We start from the raw sequence: 19995 nt of genomic DNA, 5'->3' as shown, positions 1-19995 counted from the left end.
CGTCCGCCGCTCTCCCCGAAGGGGTTCGCTCGACTTGCATGTGTTAGGCACGCCGCCAGCGTTCATCCTGAGCCAGGATCAAACTCTCAATAATAATTTGACCTGCTCAGATACTATCGTTATCTTTAATATCTGGCTTTATATGGTTTGTTTCTTGTTTTCTTATAAATTAACCTACTGTTTAATTTTCAATGTTCTTTTCGTACCCGCATCGAGTACATGTATTATAATATCACCTAATAATAATCTGGTCAACTATTTTTTTGCATTTTTTTATATTTTTTTTACTTTTCTCTTTAAATTCTTTACTATATGGCTATTTATCAATATTTTTTGCATTTTTCTATACTTAATAAGCTTTTTAAATTAATTATTAAAGTTCAACTATAAAATACTTTGACAGCTTCTTGTTCTGGGACAGTCAAAGTATTTTTATAGAATTTTTATAACTATATAATAAACATTGCTACTATAGTTGTTACTATAAGTCCTATCATGACTGGTTTGAAGTTTCTCTTTGCTAGTTCTATTGGATCTACTCCACATATTGCAGCTGCAGATATCAACCCCCACGGAACTAAACATCCTCCTCCAACCCATATTCCTGCAATTTGACCTAAAGCCGCCAATGCACCTACGCTCGCATTTATTGCTGTACCAAATACAGATGCCAATGAACCCACTAACGATATTCCAGAAAATCCTGAGCCATCTAACCCTGTTATTGCTCCAACTACTGTTTGAATTCCAGCTACTGCTACTTTATTTAACGGAACAGAGTTTGATATAGCTATACCTATGTCAGATAAAAGTCCTCCTGATCCTTGAGCCAATACTGGACCAAAAACATTTGTAAGCGGATCTACTTCCCCCATATAGAAGAAGGCAGCTATTGGAATTATAGCTCCAAATATTTTTATACCGAATACAAAACCATCTATTATATTTTCACATACTTTATCAAAACTGTCTCTTCCGTAGTTCATAATGTCTATCAAAATAATTAAAAATACAGCAGTTCCACCCAAAAGTGCAGACGCCTCCCCACCTTTAAGGTCGAAAATAAACATAGCAGCTATATCTAGAATAAATCCTGCTCCTACCATTAATGTAGCTAATTTAGCTTTTAAATTAAATTTTTTATTTTGGATGTTTTTTATATTTTTAACTTCATCTAAAAATCTTCCTTGTTTTAAATCTCTTTTTAAAGTATAAAAAGCAATAGAAATTGTCACTACAGCCATAACCCAAAAAAGAATCATGCCATCATTGATTACATCTGACACTTCAACACCTGCTGCCCCTGAAGTAATGCTAGGTGCACCTTGAATAAAGAAATCCGTAGATAAAGCTAAGCCATGCCCAAATAAATTTAGAGCTACTGCTACACCAATAGCTGGTAAACCCGCCCTGATAGCAACTGGTAAAAATATAGCTCCCACAAGTGCTACTGCTGGTGTCGGCCAGAAAAACCAAGATAAAATCAACATAACTCCACCGGTTACGAAAAACGCAGAAGTTGGATTTTTAATTATTTTAGAAAATGGTTTAACCATATACTCAATAGAATCATTCTCTTCAAGTGCCTTCGATAAAGCTACCATAATAGCTATAATAAGTATAATTGGGCCCAACTCATTTAAAGATATTATAAAAGAATTAAATACTGCTCCTATAGCTCCAAATACAGTTTTATTATAAAAAACGCCTAGTGAAAATACCCCCAATATGCAAGGAACTACGGTATCTATTTTTAATATCATAGTGACTAAAATAATGAAAATAAACAAAATATAAATATAGTGTGCTGCCGTCAAAGCCATATATATGTCTCCTTTACAAATAAAAGATAATATATTATATGGCTCTATTGACTGTTTGTTACAGCACACTATATCAGTAGTATATAAAATATTAAGCATTAACTTTTCAATTCAAAGTATTGTATTGAATCAGAAAAATAACCTTAAAAACTTATGTCTTAAATTGTAATAATTGTTTCTTAAAGCTTTAATTCAAATTAATATATATTATTAAATATACATTAATAAAAAAACAGTAAATATGAGTCCAAATTAATCCATCAAATTGTATTCACTATAAAGTGGATATTTCTCAGTTAGACCTACAACTAATCTCTGAGCATTTGCTTCATCGTTATTAGTTATACATAAATCAATTGCTTCAGCAATAACTATCATATCTTCTTCTTTCATTCCCCTTGTTGTAACTGCAGGTGTACCTATTCTAACTCCACTTGTTACAAATGGACCATTTGGATCGAAAGGTATTGTATTTTTATTTACAGTGATATATGCCTCATCTAATCTCTTTTCTGCCTCTTTCCCAGTAATATTCTTATTAGTTAAATCTAATAGTACAAGGTGGTTGTCAGTACCTCCAGAAACAAGATCAAATCCTCTATTTTTTAATTCTTCTGCTAAAACTTTAGCATTTTTAACTACTTGCTTTTGATAATCTTTAAATTCATCACTTAGAGCTTCTTTAAAACACACTGCTTTAGATGCAATTATATGTTCAAGTGGACCACCTTGTATTCCTGGGAATATTGCCTTATCTATTGCCTTAGCATATTCTTCCTTACATAGTATAGCTCCACCACGAGGACCTCTTAGAGTTTTATGAGTAGTTGTAGTTACAAAATCAGCTACTTCACATGGATTTTGATGAAGGTCAGCTGCTACAAGACCAGCTATATGAGCCATATCTACCATAAGAAGTGCTCCTACCTCATCAGCTATTTCTTTAAATTTCCTAAAATCTATTTCTCTTGGGTACGCACTTGCTCCAGCCACAATCATTTTCGGATTTACTTCGTGTGCAACCTTTCTTACATTATCGAAATCTATAGTTCCATCATCAGTTGTTACTCCGTACTCGTGAAAATCAAAATACTGTCCTGAAATACTCACCTTAGCTCCGTGAGTTAGGTGGCCACCTTGAGATAAGTTCATCCCCATTACTACATCACCTGGTTTTAACATTGCAAAGTATACACCTAAGTTGGCATTAGCTCCTGAATGCGGTTGAACATTTGCATGTTCAGCCCCAAATATTTTTTTAAGTCTTTCTATAGCTATTGTTTCTATTTCATCTATGTATTCACAGCCACCATAGTACCTTTTACCTGAGTAGCCTTCCGCATACTTATTGGTTAAATGACTCCCCATGGTTTCCATGACCGGTAATGAGACTATATTTTCAGAGGCGATCAATTCTATATTACGTTGTTGCCTCGTAAGTTCTTTTCTCATACTAGCATAAATTTCTTGATCCATTTTTTTTAAATTCTCAAACATGTTGTTACCCCCTAAAATATAGTCTTATTTTATAATATTTAATAATTTTTCTGCTATCAATATGATAACAAATTATTAATAAATGATTATAGTGTTTAAGTAGAGAATAGTCAAGTATTTTTTATTTTATGTTTAAATAAAAATATTAAGTACAAAATAATAAAGGGCATAAAAGGGGCTTTTATACGTTTTATATCAATAAAAAACGGCTACTTAATTATGTCAAATGATTATCAAAAAAAATAAAATATTTTTTTTAATAATAGGTATTAAATGTGTACATAAATTTGATATAATCTCAATATCATAACTTTTTATTGGAGGTGCATTATGGGGCAAAAAAGTATTCAAAGCCAGAAAAAAGATGTACTCAAGGTTGCTTTATTTGTTGGTGAACTAATGATGAAAAACGGTGCAGAAACCTACCGTGTCGAAGATAGTCTACTTAGAATATGTAAATCTAGAGGATTTAATCATGTCAATGTCTTTACAACCCCTACTGTAGTTATCATTTCTGATGAAAAATTTGATGGGTTATCTTTTATGAAGACTATTGATTTTAGAGGAATAAACTTAAATAAAATTTCTCTCCTAAATGAATTCTCTAGAGAATTTGTAAGCAACAAAGATTACGATACAAAGAGTGCTATTTCTAGACTGTACGAAATACAAAATTTAAAACCGTATCCTCTACCTATTTACTATACATTTACAGGACTCGGATCTGCATGCTTTGCATGTTTGCTTGGCGGAAATAATTTTTTAAACTTTATGCTAACATTTATAATAGCTATATGTGCGGCTATTACTTACAATCAAATAATGAGACTAAGTTCTATAACAGTTTTTTCATGTTTAGTTACTTCTTTCCTAATTGCCGTCTCCGGGGTATTGTTATCAGAAATAGGTATACTTGGAGATCCCAAGATGCTTATAGTTGGATCGATAATGCCATTATTACCAGGAGTCGCCTTTATAAAGGCGATAAGGGATCTAATTTCAGGAAATCTACTCTCAGGGATTTCGAGAGCGTTCGATGCAGCAATGATAATAATATCAATAGCTGCCGGAGTAGGTTTTGTACTTAATATGTGGTACAAAATAGGAGGTATCTTATAATGACTGATATGCCAATAATTTTGCATTTTATGTTTTCAGGACTTGCAACCGTTGGTTTTGCAGTCTTTTTTAATACCCCAGCACGTCTATTAGCTCCTGCTGGTATAACTGGAGGGGTCGGTTGGATTGTATATATATATTTATTTAATCTTTCTGCAAGTACTGCATTTGCTGGATTTATTGCAGGAGCATTTGTTTCCTTGTGCAGTGAAGTACTAGCCAGAAAGATGAAACAACCAGCTATAGTATTTGTAATTCCAGGAATACTGCCACTTATACCCGGGATAGGTCTTTACAATACGATGTTATATATGATTCAAAAAAATTACTCTATGTCGATTACAAAAGGAACTGATGCAATATTTTTAAGTGCTGCAATAGCTCTTGGAGTTCTTGTAATAACATCACTTGTAAGAACAATGAATATAGTTAGATCGAGACAAATAGCGGATAGAAAACAGAAAAAATTAGCACAAGAAGCCATAAATGCAGCAAATTCATCAGAAATAAACCCACAAATTAACGATCAATACGAATGTGAAAGCGGCTCAATCAACAAAGAGGCTGAGCCTAATTTCGACTACGAATACGAGGTATTAAGTCAAAAATCAGATTCTAATACTTGCTATGACGATAATGACTACAACAACAGTCCTAGCATAGATTTCGATTTAGACGACTTAGACCCTAAACCAAGAAATTAATATAAAAAATAAAGAGAACCTACTTGATTAAGATAAATTTCTAGAATCCAGCAGGTTCTCTTTTTATATTTGTTTTAATTATATTCAATTTACTACTTTAGCTTTGATTGCACATTAACCAAACTAATTATTGAATAGTCTATTATAAATCAATTAGTATCCTAGTTACTATCGGAATATAATTTCTGCTATCCTTAAATTTCTTATCATTTACCCTCATCCATAAATAAGATGCAAGAGTCAGTGTAAGGCCTATAACAGCGCTAGCAATCTCTACATTACCAGCAAAACCTAAGGCATTTAACCCATAAAAAGTACCAATTGTACCAACAAGTAAAGTAATTAAAGGAAGCACATAAACTATAGCAGTTGCTTTTACAATATTTATATTCTCCATATTCACCTCAACATGATCTCCAACTTTTGCTCCATAAGTATTATCCACTTCAACAAGTATCTCCTTGCTCTCCGATGAAACTGTAGCACACTTTCCACAATGAGCACATGCTGAATGTTTTTGCATCTGAACCTTTGCAGTTACCTCATCGACAATTTCAACAATAAATCCACTTTGATTCATTACAACTCCCCCTTACTTCGTAAACTTATTAATAGTATCCATAAGCTCACCTATTGTTTTCTCTGTTTCTAAATAATCATCGTGTTTGATACTCTCTATAACACAACCTTTAACATGATTTTCAAGAAGTATTGTACCGACTTTATTTATCGCAGATCTAACAGCTGAAATTTGGACAAGTATATCGACACAGTATCTATCGTCTTCAACCATTTTTTCAATGCCCTTTACTTGTCCCTCTATTTTTTTGAGCCTCTTCGACAGGGCATCTTTATTATTCACTTGAGATAATTTTCTTTCTTCCATAAATTCACCTCATACTAAATTTATTTTAGCTTATTTAGCCCTTCTTATTAGTCATTATATATTTTTTTTAAATTCTGACACCTAAAAGATTGGCCCAGCAAATTGATCTATTCAATTGCTAATTAATTAGGTTATGCGACATTCAAAATCGTTCCGATAATTTTGCCTTGAAGCCGAACACAATTAATTGATTAATTTTGCGGTAACAATTTTATCCCTAATTCTTCAAGTTGTTTATCTTCACCACGTGTTGGTGCATTTGTCATTGGGCAAACTGCATTTTGATTTTTAGGGAACGCTATTACTTCTCTTATGTTATTCTCTTTAGTAAGCAACATAATTAGTCTGTCTAAACCAAGAGCGATTCCTGCATGAGGAGGTGCTCCGTATTTAAACGCTTCAATAAAGTATCCGAATCTTTCTTCAACAGTGTCTTCTGAAAGTCCAAGAGCTTTAAACATTCTCTTTTGTACTTCAGAATCAGAAATTCTTACACTTCCTCCACCTAATTCATATCCATTTACTACTATGTCGTAAGCTTTAGCTCTTAGAGAAGCTTTATCTTCTTGCTCTATTTTGTCTAAATCTTCATCAAGTGGTGCTGTAAACGGATGGTGCATTGATGCAAATGTACCTGTTTCTTCGTCCTCTTCAAATATTGGGAACTCTGTTACCCAAAGTAATTCAAATTTATCTTTGTCTTGAAGTCCTAATCTATTTGCTGCTTCTAGTCTAACTTGTCCTAGTGAATCGAATACTACAGAGTTTTTATCTGCTACAAATAACAGTAAATCCCCTACCTTAGCATCCATTCTGTCTACTATTTTGTTTAGCTCTTCTTCTGTAAAGAACTTAGCTATCGGTGAAGTTACTCCTTCAGCAGTTATCTTCATCCATGCAAGCCCTTTAGCTTTATATGTTTTAGCATGATCTTCTAGAGATGTAATTTGTTTTCTAGTAAAATCGTCTGCGTGCCCTTTTACATTTATTCCTCTTACGCTATTACCTGGTTTAGTTGCATCTGAAAATACTTTAAATCCACAGTCTGCTACTATATCAGATATATTTACAAGCTCAAATCCAAATCTTAAATCAGGTTTATCTGAACCGTATTTTTCCATAGCTTCAGCGTACTTCATTTGTCTAATTGGAAGTTTGATATCTACTCCAACAGTTTCTTCAAATATTTCTTTTAACATACCTTCCATCATTGCAATAACATCGTCTTGCTCAACGAAAGACATCTCGCAGTCTATTTGAGTAAACTCGGGTTGTCTATCAGCTCTTAAGTCTTCATCTCTGAAACACTTAACTATTTGGAAGTATTTATCCATTCCTGATAACATCAGTAACTGCTTAAGTAATTGTGGCGATTGTGGTAAACCGTAAAATTTACCTTGGTTAACTCTACTCGGCACTAAGTAATCTCTAGCTCCTTCTGGAGTTGGATTTATTAAAAATGGAGTCTCTATTTCGCAAAATCCATCATTTGATAAATAACGTCTAACTATGTTAGTAACTTTATGTCTAATCATTAAGTTGTTTTGCATATGAGGTTTTCTAAGATCTAAATACCTGTACTTTAATCTTAGAGCTTCTGAAACATCATCATCATCTTTTATATAAATTGGAGGTGTCTCTGATTTATTAAGTATTCTAAGCTCTGTAGCAAAAACCTCAATATTTCCTGTAGGCATATTTGGATTTTTAGATTGTCTCTCAGAAATTTTTCCCTTAATTGCTATTACATATTCAGAACCTAATTTTTCAGATTTTTCGAATGCTTCTTTGTCTACGTCTACGTCAAAAACTATTTGACAAATTCCGCTTCTATCTCTTAAATCTGTAAAAACTAATCCACCTAAATTTCTCTTTTTTGCACCCATCCCATAAGTACAACTTCTTCGTCTATATTAGCTTCTCTCAATTCACCGCAGTAATGAGTTCGCTTTAATCCATTTAACGTTTCCAAATCGATACCTCCATTTATTATATTTCGTCATTTTATTACTCGACCATAATTATTAAAAATAACATTTCGCAATCGATATGTCAATATACGGCGATTGTTATTACTTTTAAAAATCGGATCTATATCAGATATTTAGACCAATTCTCAAACTAATTTTTAAACTGATTATCAACCTAACGTTAAGTCTTACTTTTACCTAACTTTCAAACTAATTTTTATAAGGTCTATAAAATTGACTTTTTAAAATTCATTTATAAAACAGCTTTTAGCTCTTCGACTAAATTACTTAGTTTTACAGTTTTTTGCTCAGATGTCTCCATATTTTTAAGAGTTGCTGAATCATTTTCCAATTCATCATCGCCTATTACCACTGTGAACTTAGCCTTTATTTTGTCCGAGTACTTAAACTGAGCCTTAACACTTCTGTCTATGTGATCTTTATCAGAGCTTATGTAGTTTGCTCTAAGTTCTTTTAACAATCCAAAACTCTTAACTTTCGCCTTGTCACCTATAGTAACTATAAAGATGTCTGTAGAATTAGGATCTTCTATTTTAATGTTATTGCTCTCTAATGTTAGGAGAAGTCTCTCTACTCCTAAAGCAAAGCCAATACCGCTAGTTCCTTTTGGACCTCCTATTTGCTCGACAAGTCCGTCGTATCTACCGCCGCCACAAACTGTGCTCTGTGCCCCTATATCTTTTGATATAATCTCAAATGCAGTTTTTCTGTAGTAGTCAAGCCCTCTAACTATTTTCTTATCTATTTCAAAATTAATATCCATTTCATTTAAATAAGTCTGTAATGTTGAGAAGTGATCTTTACACTCTTCACATAAATTGTCTACAATAAAAGGTACATCCTTTAAGTTTTCCTGACAAGTAGGATTCTTACAGTCTATAACTCTCATAGGGTTCTTTTCCATTCTCTCATTACAAGTCTCGCAAAGGATATCAGCTTTCGATCTCAAAAATTCCATTAACTTTTTATTGTAAGCCTCTCTACAGACTGGACATCCGACAGAATTTATACTTACAACTAGATCTTTAAGCCCTAATTCATTGAAGTATTGAACTGATAGAGATATTACTTCAGCATCCAGCGAAGGTGTGTCACTTCCAATAGCCTCTATACCAAACTGATGGAACTGTCTTTGTCTACCTGCTTGAGGTCTTTCGTATCTAAAACACGGAGTTATATAAAATAACTTCGTAGGTTGTGTTTCACTGTAAAGTTTATTTTCGACAAACGCTCTAACAGCACCAGCTGTTCCTTCTGGTTTTAGTGTTAAATTTCTATCGCCTTTATCTGTAAAAGAGTACATCTCTTTTTGTACTATATCTGTAGTATCACCTACACTTCTTTCAAATAGCTCAGTGTGCTCAAATATCGGAGTTCTCATTTCTTCGTATCCGTATAGAGCACAGATGTCTCTAAAATGTTTTTCTAGGTAAGTCCATTTGTAAACTTCCTTTGGAGTTATGTCTTTTGTTCCTCTAGGAGCTTTTGTTAGCATTTTTGTGTACCTCCTTCTCTTTTCTGTGTGTCATTTCTTCAACTCTATCTATATAGTGTTCAACGTTTTTAACATTTTCAACTCTTTCAATTCTATTTTCATCATTGTAGACAAATTTTGATATCGATCCAGCGCCTAGCGCGTAGTTGCTCTGTTTTTCTTCCATAACCTGAATGTTGTATATACATTCGTATCCAACTTTAGCATAACCTATATTTTCTAAATTTCCTACCATATGTTTCTGTCTGTACATATAGTATGGGCTTAATCCCATTTCATAAGCGTACTTCATCGATAAGTCTATCATCTTGATGACTTCTTTATCGTGAGTCAATTTATCTTTGTACTTGTCCATATTTATTTTTAAGTTAGATGCTCTTTTAATCGCCATAGTGTGGACAGTTAAGCTTTCTGGTGATAGTTTTTTTATCTCTTCCAGAGTATTTCTAACCATTTCTAAATCTTCATCTATAAGGCCTAGGATTATATCCATATTTATATTGTCAAATCCCATCTTTCTAGCCATGTAAAAACATTCTCTTATTTCCTCTACCTTGTGCTCTCTTCCTATTTTAACTAGGGTATCATCGTTCATTGTCTGTGGATTAATGCTTATTCTACTAACATTATGCTTCTTTAAGACTTCTAGTTTCTCTCTAGTTATTGTATCTGGTCTTCCGGCCTCTACTGTAAATTCAAGGATTTTAGATAAGTCTAACTCGCTAAATAGAGCGTTTATAAGTTTATCCATTTCCTCTGCGCTTAGAGTAGTTGGAGTACCTCCTCCAATATAAAGAGTCTCTATCTCTTTGTCAGTGTTTTTTATTAAAATTGACACTGCTTTAACTTCTTCGATCAACTTATCCACATACACACTTTTTAGATGGCCGAAATCAGCTAGTGAATTTGAAGGAAATGAACAGTAAAGACATCTAGTTGGGCAAAATGGAATACTTACATATAGGGAGATTTTCTTTTCATCTATTGGGTAAATAAAATTTCTCTCTTTTTTGCTATGTTTAAACAAAGATCTATTTTATCTTCACTTATAAAATAATTTTCTTTAAGGTTTTCTCTAATTTGAGGCTCTGAAAATCCTTCACTCAACAAATTATGAACGACCTTAACTGGTCTAATACCAGTCAAAATCCCCCATGGAACGTACGCATCGTATAATTTTTTTAGTACCACATAAAAACTTCTCTTTACAGTCTCTTTACAGGATTTTTTAGCTATCATTTGATCTTCTTTTGATAAGGATTTAAATATATCTTTTATTAAATTCCCATCTTCTAAATCAACTTGATCAAAGTTTAGTTTTGTATAAATTTCGAGACTATTTCTTTCTTTATGTTCAAAAATCACTTTGCCATCTCTATAGCATTTGACCTCTGATGACAATGTATCGCCTTCTAGTGAAAGCGAATTTATCATCAGTGATCTGTTTTCTTGTATGTTTTCTTGTTTTTTATCATTTGTTATATTTTCAATCTTATCTTCTTCTACACTGTCTATAAAATTTAAATCATGAGTAAACATCTTGATTAACTCAGCGACTTCGTATTTATAGTCATGACCTTTTAGTAAAACGTCTAACATATCAACAACTCCCTAATAGACTATCTAAGATAAGGATTACTTTGTTTTTCTATTCCAAGTGTACTTGCTGGACCATGACCAGGATATACTCTAACATTATCTTCATATTTACAAAGTTTCTTTAAGCTCTTCTCCATAGACTTGTAGTCCCCACCAAATAGGTCAGTTCTACCTATACTACCTGCAAAAAGTGTATCCCCAGTTATCATATCGTCACCAAATCTTATACACATTCCCCCTGGAGTATGACCAGGGGTGTGTATAAATCTCATGCTAAGATTTCCTAACTTTAAAGTATCTTTGTCGTCGACATATATGTCTGCATCGAACTCTTGAGCTCCACAATGCATTCTAGAACTTAAATTTTTATCTTTATCATTTAACATCTCTTTTTCATTTTTGTTTGCTACTATTTTCGCACCAGTATTAGCTTTTATTTCCATAACGTATCCAATATGATCACCATGACCATGAGTCAAAACTATATACTCAAGGTCTAGATTGTTTTTCTTTATATAATTATATATATTTTGCAAACTTCCGCCTGGGTCTACCACCATACATTTATTAGTATCGTCATCACTTACTACATAACTATTAACTCCACAGTAATCATCGACAAATTTTTCCATTTTCATTTCGAATTCCCCCTAAAAAGATTTACTTGAATCTAACAGAATTGTTACAGGTCCATCATTTGTTAAGTCTACCATCATATGTGCTCCAAATTGTCCAGTTCCAACATTTAATCCTTGTGATTTTGCCTTAGCTATAAATTCTTCATATAGTTTATCTGCCAAATCAGGTTTTGCAGCATTTGTAAAGCTCGGTCTTCTACCTTTTCTACAATCTCCGTAAAGTGTGAACTGAGATACAACTAGAAGCTCTCCTCCTATATCCTTTAACGACAAGTTCATTTTATCATCCTCGTCTTCAAAAATTCTAAGGTTCAGGATTTTATCTATCATATAGTCTACATCCTTTGATGTGTCATCATGAGTAACTCCAAGTAAAACCATAAGTCCTTTATCAATTTTCCCTATAACATCTCCATCCACTGTAACGCTCGATGAAGATACTCTTTGAACTACTGATCTCATAGCATCCTCCCATTTTCAGTTGGTTGTATTTTAGTTGGTCATTCTGTAGGCATTTTCCACCCCAGGTATTGATTTTATCTTCTTCATAAGTGAATCCAATTGATCAGTACCATCGACCTCTATTAGTAAATTTATATTAACTATTGATTCTTTTCCTTTTCTAGCATTTATTCCATTTAGAGATATCTTCTCAAGTGTTACAATATGAGTAACATCGTTTACAATTCCTCTTCTATCAGCTGCTCTTATCTGGATTTCAGCCTCAAACTTAGCTTTATCCACACCATCCCATTCAACTTCTATAAGTCTATTTTCTAAAAATTCTCCAGTGTCATCTGTCGGTGTAATGTTAGGACAATCTGTTCTGTGAACTGCAACACCTCTACCCTTAGTTATATATCCAACTATATCGTCACCTGGAAGTGGATTACAACACTTAGCAAATCTTATAAGTATATTATCTAGCCCCTTAACACTAACTCCTTGTTGTGAGCCTTTCTTTCTTTTACTACTGTATTCCTGATCTGATATATTATGCTTAGCTATATCATCAGCTTGTTGCTGTTGATCTGCCTTTTGTTTTTTGACATCCCTTAAATAAAGTTCTTTGACTTTACTTGTAACCTGAGATCCCATAAGTCCGCCATATCCAACAGTAGCAATCAAGTCCTCAACACTAGGTTGGTTGAATTTTTTTGCAACAAGTGCCATATACTTATCTATCTGTTGATCTTTAGTTGGAAGTCCATGTCTCTTTAACTCCCTTTCCATGATCATATTACCGCGGTCGATGTTCTCTTCTCTTCTCTCTTTTTTGAAAAACTGTCTAATTCTGCTCTTAGCGTTTGGTGTCTTAACTATATTTAGCCAATCTCTGCTAGGCCCATTAGAATTAGAAGAAGTCAGTATTTCCACTATATTTCCGTTTTTAAGCTTATAATCAAGCGGTACTATCTTACCATCTATCTTAGCTCCTACACATTTGTTTCCTACCTTTGTATGAACCCTGTATGCAAAATCTATAGGAGTTGAATCAGCTGGAAGTTCTATGACATCACCTCTTGGAGTGAATACATAAACTTGGCTGTTAAATACATCTTCTTTAAGGGCATTCATAAATTCCTGTGGATCTTTAACATCCTTTTCCCATTCCATCATCTGCTTTAACCACTGAAGTTTTTCCTGTGATCTCTGTACTCTAGCATCAGTTAAACCTTCTTTGTACTTCCAGTGTGCAGCAATACCATTTTCTGCAATGTTGTGCATTTCATAAGTACGTATCTGAATTTCAAGCGGCTCACCATCAGGTCCCACAACAGTCGTGTGAAGTGATTGGTATAAGTTTGGTTTTGGCATTGCTATATAGTCCTTAAATCTGCCAGGAATAGGCTTCCAAAGAGTGTGTACTATACCTAAAACAGCATAACAATCCTTTACACTGTTTACCAAAATTCTAACAGCTGTTAAATCGAATATTTCTTCGAATGATTTGTGCTTCTTTTCCATCTTCTTATATATACTATAAAAATGCTTTGGTCTACCGTAGACATCGCATTCGATATTCATTTCTTTAAAAGTATCATTTAAAATTCCAACTATTTTTTCTATATAAGCCTCTCTTTGGCTTCTCTTCATAGAAACGCTATCTACTAATATATAATAACCTTCTGGATCCATAAATCTAAGTGCAAGATCTTCTAATTCCCATTTAATCTTTGAAATACCAAGTCTATGCGCAATTCCACCGTATATCTCAAGAGTTTCTTTAGCTTTGTACTTCGCCTTTTCTGGTGGCATATATTTTAAGGTTCTCATATTGTGAAGTCTATCAGCTAATTTAATAAGAATTACACGGATGTCTTTTGCCATAGCCAAAAACATCTTTCTTAAATTTTCAGATTGAGTCTCTTCTTTAGACTGGTACTTTATCTGTCCAAGCTTTGTTACCCCGTCTACTAAGTCAGCTACATCCTGACCGAACATTTCCTTTATATCTTCATAGGTATACTCTGTGTCCTCAACTACATCGTGAAGCAGACCTGCTGTTATAGTTTCTATATCTAGCTCCATATTAGCCAAAATATTAGCTACTGCAATAGGATGAATAAGATAAGGCTCTCCAGACTTTCTAAACTGTCCTTCATGCGCTTTTCGGGCTAGTTCATATGCCTTTTCTACTAAAGTAAAGTCAGCATTAGGAGCATAGGATTTAATTTTACCGATTAATTTTTCTAATTCTTTATCATACATATAACCACCTGTTTAATCAAAATTTTGTTCGTCAATCTATATGATCGTACATTGTACTATAAATATATTCAATTTATAGATTGTTTCTCCTAATACCCTAATAACTTAGATATAAGCAATTCCCTAGTAAATTTGTTAAATCGTCAGGTGAAATTAAATATATTTATACCGAAAAATTGCAGTGTAGCAAACCTGATGATTGAACAAATTTTGATTCAAGCTATTTACTTAAGCTAACTAGTATTTTATAAGAGATTTAACATCGTACTTTGTAAGCTTTTCTCTAGCATTTAAGAACTCTAGCTCTATTAAAAATTGAATTGACACTACCTCTCCGCCGAGTTTTTCAATAAGTTTAGCTGAAGCTTCTATAGTCCCTCCTGTAGCTAGTAAATCGTCTACTATTGCCACTCTAGTCCCTTTGTTGATGGCATCCTTATGTATTTCCAGAGTATCTGTACCATACTCAAGTCCGTATTCATACGATTCAATTTCGCCAGGTAGTTTACCAGGTTTTCTAATAGGTACAAATCCTGCTCCTAAAGCATAGGCTACAGGAGTTCCCATCAAAAATCCTCTTGCCTCTGGCCCAACTACTACATCTATATCTTTTGATTTTAAATCTTCAACCATACTATCTACTGCATATTTAAAAGCTTCTCCATCTTTTAATAAAGTGGTTATATCCTTAAAATCTATACCTTCCTTTGGAAAATCCATAATATCTCTAATCTTGCTTTTTAAATCCATACAAACCCTCCTAATAGCTGCTTTTGAATTTACTTATTAATTCGTTCAAATTTTTTAAAATAAGGCTACTGTTTAAATCCATTTTGCTGTCTGGCTTTGGCAGCATACTTATACATATACTATCTTTTTCACAGCTATAATCGAGAAGTTTAAGTTCTTTAAAAACATTTGATGTTGTAAAAAATTTCAGTGGAGATAAACCAAAGATCTTTTTAATATCAACTGTATCAAGTTTTACTTTTTTATTTATCATAACATTTTTATAAACTGATAAAAAATCGTCCCTATTTGGAATTAAATTATTAATTATATGTTGAATATACAATAAGCTAGTTTCATTATAATTTTTAACTATTTTACTTTTTTCGCCTTTATTTTTATAAATATGATTGTATTCGCCTAAAGTGAATAAATAATCATAAAGAATAATATTATTATATCTTTTTAAGTCTATTTTATCAATATTAGGAGCGAATATAAGTTGTATATTAGCATTATCTTTAGAACTGTCTACAATATTGTAATTTACATCGAATTCTCCATCTATTAACGATATGTCGGATACGGCTGAATTAAATCCATTTGCTGAGTTTGTAATTACTAGCGTGTTAGGTTGCAAGTACTCAAAAATATCTACAACAACATCTCCATTTACAAAATCGGTACCGGAATCTTCTTCGTCGATTATACTATAAAGTTCGGATAGATCATTTGGAATTATTTTATTCATTAGACTTATGCTTGCTTTGTCGTTATTTATATTTTTAGGGCGATACATTCTGACGTCTTTTAATAAGAATTGTATTTTAGTGTTTCCCATATAAGTATTTTGATCTAGCTGAAACAAAACATCTATTCTATCCCCCACTTCATAGCTTTTAGCTAAGTACGCCATATTAAATCCTACGCACTCATACTCATAAACTCCAACGGCTTTGTACTCGCTCTTTTTCTCAACCTTCAACTTCAAATGCTGTCTGGTTTTACCCATAACGATTATATCTTTTAATTCACAATTTCTCATAATAAATCTAGGAGTTGGATTACTCATTCCAAATGGTTCTAAGTTATGTAGTTCTTCAACCAGATCAAGACTAACAGATTTTTCGTCTAATTCATACTCTACACTCACATTTTCAACCATATCCTCTTCAGTCAAACTGTAGTCCGCAAATTTGTTGACTTCATCTCTAAGTATATCTATGTTTTCTTCTGGTAGAGTAAGCCCCGCAGCCTGCTCATGCCCTCCAAACTTAGTCATAAGGTCAGAGCATCTCATAAGAGCTTCAAATATACTAAATCCCTTTATAGATCTAGCAGATCCTGTAGCCTCGCCATCTTCTATGTTTAGTAAAACTGTCGGCTTGTAGTACTTTTCGGTAAGCTTTGATGCTACTATTCCTATAACACCATGTTGCCATCCTTCACTAGCGATTACTAGAACTTTATCATCTTCATACCTTTTATCCAAACTCATTATTTCTTCAGCTTCTCTGTACATATCAGCTTCAATAGCTTTACGTTCTTCATTTTTATCTTCTAACAGATTTGCTACTTCTTCTGCTTCCTTTTGAGAATCTGTTGTGAAGAGCTCTACACCTAGATAAGAAAACCCTAGACGTCCTGCCGCGTTTATTCGGGGTCCTACAGCGAATCCTATGTGTGAAGAACCTATCTTTGCACCTTCTACCCCACAAACCTTTAGAAGCTCCCTTAATCCCATATTTTTGCCTTTTCTCATAAGTTTTAAACCGTTTTTTACAATTATTCTGTTTTCGTCTTTAAGAGGCACAATATCACATATTGTAGCAAGCGTCACAATTTCTAGGTAATTGTACATTTTTGTCTCAAATTCTTCTGTTGGTGTCAAAGCTTGTATTAATTTAAATGCGATGCCACATCCACAAAGCATATCGAATGGATAGTTGCAATCTTCCTGTTTTGGATTTACTACTGCAAACGCATTTGGAATCTCATCTTGGCACTCATGGTGATCTGTTATTATAACATCTATACCAAGATCATTGGCTACATCTACTTCTTTTGTAGATGTTATACCACAGTCAACGCTTATTATAAGGTCACAACCTCTATCTTTTATTAGTCTGATTGCGTCTTCATTTATACCGTAGCCTTCCTCAAGTCTATTCGGAATATAGTAACTCACAGGATAGTTAATGTCCTTAAAATATAGACAAAGCACTGATGTCGAAGATACTCCATCGACATCATAGTCTCCGTATATCCAAATTTTTTCGTTATTTGCTATAGCCTTCTCTATTCTATCGACGGATTTTTTCATATCCTTCATTAAAAACGGATCTCTTAGATACTTTAGCGAAGGGTTTATAAAAATTTCCGCTTCATCTTCTGTCTCTATTCCTCTGTTTTTCAAAATCTGACTTATTTCCAGGGAAATCCCTAGATTTTTAGCAAGTTCATCTTCTTTTATTTTTCCAGTGTGTTTTAGTGTCCACTTTTTCAAAAACAATTCCCCCCTTACGTTCTTCCTCTTAAAAACTTAATCTTTATACTTTGATCTTATACTTCTTATAACTAAAAACAAACCTATTAAAAACGAAATAAAGAATCCAGATAGTGCTGTATACTTTATCCATATATTTTTTTCTATATTCGGTGACGCTACTATTAAAGATGATCCTATAATTATTGAAGCTAGAATCAAAGATAAAGACATTTGGGAAGTCAGCTCTATAACAACAGCTTCCAACTTTGTCATCTTAACATCTTCAATACTAAGTTTGATATTATTTCTCTCAACATTTTTAAGTATGGATTTTAGCTGTCTCGGAATTGACTTTATATCTAATAGGATCTCTTCTATATTCTGCTTAGTATCTGAAACCAAACCTTTTATATTAAGTTTGTGCTTATAGTAGTGTTTTAAAAATTCTTTGCTAAGTGAATCAAGAGAGAAATTCGGATTTAGAAGTCTAGCTGTTCCTTCAAGAGTTATTACTGTTTTAGCTAGTATCACGAGTTGGTTTGGAAGAACTACATTGTACTTTCTGAAAAATCTAAAAATCTCATTTAAAATTTCTGTGGCACTTATTTTCTCAAGCGGAACATCGTAGTAGTAGTGAATAAGATAGAGTAAATCTTGTCTAAATCCAGATATATTGGAGTCACTAGAAAGAGCATCCATCTCTAAAAGAAGATATATTATCTTGTCTACATTTTTGTCGACTACTGCTAATGCTATCTCATTTAGCATTTTTAAAGTCTTGTTGTCTATTATACCGATCATTCCGAAATCGATATATGATATTTTGTTTTTTCCTACCACAAATATATTTCCAGGATGAGGGTCGGCATGGAAAAATCCATCTGATAGTACTTGCACAAAAAACGACCTTACACCTATATTTGCAATATTCTCAGTATCCCATCCAAGACTTTTTATTTTATCTATGTCGCTGAGCTTAATTCCTTTGATTTTTTCCATTACCAGAATTTTTTTTGTACACCATTCTAAATACACTTCAGGTATATAAACTTCTCCACTATCTTTAAACATCTTTCTAAACTTCGTTGCACTTATCGCCTCAAATGTATAGTCAAGTTCTCTTAAAATCTGTGTCTCAAATTCCTCTATTATCTCTACTAAGTCGACTTTATAGTCTTTTTTTATATCGTTAAGAGTAACTGCTATAGTTTTAAGAATCTCGAGATCAGATTTTATTGTGCTTTCTATATTTGGTCTTTGAACTTTGACTATTACCTCTTCGCCGGTTTTAAGAGTAGCCTCATACACTTGACCTATTGATGCAGCTGCTATTGGCTCCTCATTAAAATAAGAAAATGCTTCTTTTATTCCCTGACCAATTTCCTCTTCAAAAATCTCTAAAGCTTTTTCATTAGGAAATTTTCCAGTATTATCTCTAAGTTTTGAAAGCTCGTCTATAATATCTTGATCGATTAGATCTTTTCTAGTACTAAGTATTTGACCTATCTTTATATAAGTTGGCCCGAGCTCTTCAAGGGCGAACGTCAACCTCTGACCTGTAGTCATATTTTTTATATTTTCCGATGTGTCAAAGATAGGTATTTTATAGGCTATGCCTTCAATATTTAGTTTTTCTACTATGAAACTAAATCCATATTTTATTAAAACATATGCAATCTCTCTATAACGTTTTAAATGCCTATAACTAATTCTCAAATTACTTCCTCCTCTAATTGACAAGACTCAATTTTTATCCTAAGAAGGAGACAATAATATATTGCCCCCTTAAAATTTAAATTCGTATTATTCTATTTATATCCATTTGCAGTATCTACATACCACTTTGCAGAACTTTTATTTCCTTCTATATCTTCTTCTGTCAGTTCTCTAACTACTTTGGCTGGTATTCCCATAAGAAGTACGCCCTCTGGGAACGTCTTACCAGATGTAACTACGCTTCCAGCAGCTACTATAGAGTTTGCACCTATTACAGCATTATCTAATACTATTGCTCCCATCCCTATAAGTGTATTATCACCAACTGTAGCACCATGAACCAAAGCTTTATGACCTACAGTTACATTATTTCCTATTTTAGTTATATAATCTCCGTGTAAAATGACTCCATCTTGTATGTTGGAATTATCTCCTATAACTATAGCTTCGCCATCTCCTCTTAAGACAGCATTGTACCAAATACTACAGTTTTTACCAATTTTAACATCTCCAATAATAGACGCAGTTTCTGAAATAAATACATTTTCTCCTATTTCAGGATTTATTCCCTTAAAATCTCTAATAACCATATACAGCC

14 protein-coding genes, 1 rRNA gene and 2 pseudogenes are annotated in these 19995 nt (G+C 33.1%); 2 read left to right on the top strand and 15 right to left on the bottom strand.

Annotation, left to right across the window (positions count from 1 at the left end):
• The 3 genes from T473_RS0105810 to T473_RS0105800 all read right to left on the bottom strand — a co-directional run.
• Nucleotides 1–94 (bottom strand): 16S ribosomal RNA (locus T473_RS0105810); the annotation flags it as partial.
• A gap of 355 nt (nt 95–449) precedes the next feature.
• A complete protein-coding gene (locus T473_RS0105805) occupies nt 450–1823 on the bottom strand; it encodes a hypothetical protein (RefSeq protein WP_024621053.1) in 1374 nt (457 codons plus the stop codon).
• 252 nt (nt 1824–2075) lie between these two features.
• Entirely contained in the window at nt 2076–3320 is a 1245-nt protein-coding gene (locus T473_RS0105800; RefSeq protein WP_024621052.1) for a serine hydroxymethyltransferase, read from the bottom strand.
• 330 nt (nt 3321–3650) lie between these two features.
• Between T473_RS0105800 and T473_RS0105795 the strand changes: the two genes are divergently transcribed.
• Entirely contained in the window at nt 3651–4439 is a 789-nt protein-coding gene (locus T473_RS0105795; RefSeq protein ID WP_024621051.1) for a threonine/serine exporter family protein, read from the top strand.
• Entirely contained in the window at nt 4439–5143 is a 705-nt protein-coding gene (locus tag T473_RS0105790) for a threonine/serine exporter family protein (RefSeq protein ID WP_024621050.1), read from the top strand. The genes T473_RS0105795 and T473_RS0105790 overlap by 1 nt, the downstream gene beginning before the upstream one ends.
• 142 nt (nt 5144–5285) lie before the next feature.
• Here the strand turns inward: T473_RS0105790 and T473_RS0105785 are convergent, their stop codons facing one another.
• The 12 genes and pseudogenes from T473_RS0105785 to T473_RS0105730 all read right to left on the bottom strand — a co-directional run bounded on the left by T473_RS0105785 (nt 5286) and on the right by T473_RS0105730 (nt 19987).
• Nucleotides 5286–5723, bottom strand: a complete 438-nt coding sequence (locus tag T473_RS0105785) for a SoxR reducing system RseC family protein (RefSeq protein WP_024621049.1) — start codon at nt 5721–5723, stop codon at nt 5286–5288.
• Nucleotides 5724–5735: 12 nt separating this feature from the next.
• Nucleotides 5736–6029, bottom strand: coding sequence for a metal-sensitive transcriptional regulator (locus tag T473_RS0105780; RefSeq protein ID WP_024621048.1), 294 nt, complete (start codon nt 6027–6029; stop codon nt 5736–5738).
• A gap of 191 nt (nt 6030–6220) precedes the next feature.
• A pseudogene (aspS, locus tag T473_RS16315) lies at nt 6221–8001 on the bottom strand (aspartate--tRNA ligase).
• 251 nt (nt 8002–8252) lie between these two features.
• Nucleotides 8253–9515: a histidine--tRNA ligase gene (gene hisS, locus T473_RS0105770; RefSeq protein WP_024621047.1), complete on the bottom strand. Its 1263-nt coding sequence runs from the start codon at nt 9513–9515 to the stop codon at nt 8253–8255.
• A pseudogene (hemZ, locus tag T473_RS19985) lies at nt 9496–11114 on the bottom strand (coproporphyrinogen dehydrogenase HemZ). The gene hisS and the pseudogene hemZ overlap by 20 nt, the downstream one beginning before the upstream one ends.
• Nucleotides 11115–11134: 20 nt before the next feature.
• Nucleotides 11135–11752 carry an MBL fold metallo-hydrolase gene (locus T473_RS0105760; protein ID WP_024621046.1) on the bottom strand — a complete coding sequence of 206 codons (618 nt, stop codon included), beginning with the start codon at nt 11750–11752 and terminating at the stop codon, nt 11135–11137.
• 12 nt (nt 11753–11764) lie between these two features.
• The gene (gene dtd / locus T473_RS0105755) at nt 11765–12214 is read right to left on the bottom strand and encodes a D-aminoacyl-tRNA deacylase (protein ID WP_024621045.1); all 450 of its coding nucleotides are present in this window, start codon (nt 12212–12214) and stop codon (nt 11765–11767) included.
• 30 nt (nt 12215–12244) lie between these two features.
• Entirely contained in the window at nt 12245–14464 is a 2220-nt protein-coding gene (locus tag T473_RS0105750) for a RelA/SpoT family protein (RefSeq protein WP_024621044.1), read from the bottom strand.
• A gap of 237 nt (nt 14465–14701) precedes the next feature.
• Nucleotides 14702–15214 carry an adenine phosphoribosyltransferase gene (locus T473_RS0105745; RefSeq protein ID WP_024621043.1) on the bottom strand — a complete coding sequence of 171 codons (513 nt, stop codon included), beginning with the start codon at nt 15212–15214 and terminating at the stop codon, nt 14702–14704.
• A gap of 10 nt (nt 15215–15224) precedes the next feature.
• Nucleotides 15225–17699, bottom strand: coding sequence for a single-stranded-DNA-specific exonuclease RecJ (recJ, locus tag T473_RS0105740; protein WP_024621042.1), 2475 nt, complete (start codon nt 17697–17699; stop codon nt 15225–15227).
• A gap of 36 nt (nt 17700–17735) precedes the next feature.
• Nucleotides 17736–19397, bottom strand: coding sequence for an ABC1 kinase family protein (locus tag T473_RS0105735; protein WP_024621041.1), 1662 nt, complete (start codon nt 19395–19397; stop codon nt 17736–17738).
• 92 nt (nt 19398–19489) lie between these two features.
• Nucleotides 19490–19987 (bottom strand): gamma carbonic anhydrase family protein, encoded by a 498-nt coding sequence (locus T473_RS0105730; protein ID WP_024621040.1) that lies wholly within the window; start codon nt 19985–19987, stop codon nt 19490–19492.
• Nucleotides 19988–19995 lie beyond the last annotated feature (8 nt).

It is taken from the genome of Clostridioides mangenotii TR (genome assembly GCF_000498755.1).
Classification (GTDB): domain Bacteria; phylum Bacillota; class Clostridia; order Peptostreptococcales; family Peptostreptococcaceae; genus Metaclostridioides; species Metaclostridioides mangenotii_A.
The sequence above is the reverse complement of the archived record's forward strand: the minus strand, read 5'-3'. Positions and strand labels throughout refer to the sequence as shown.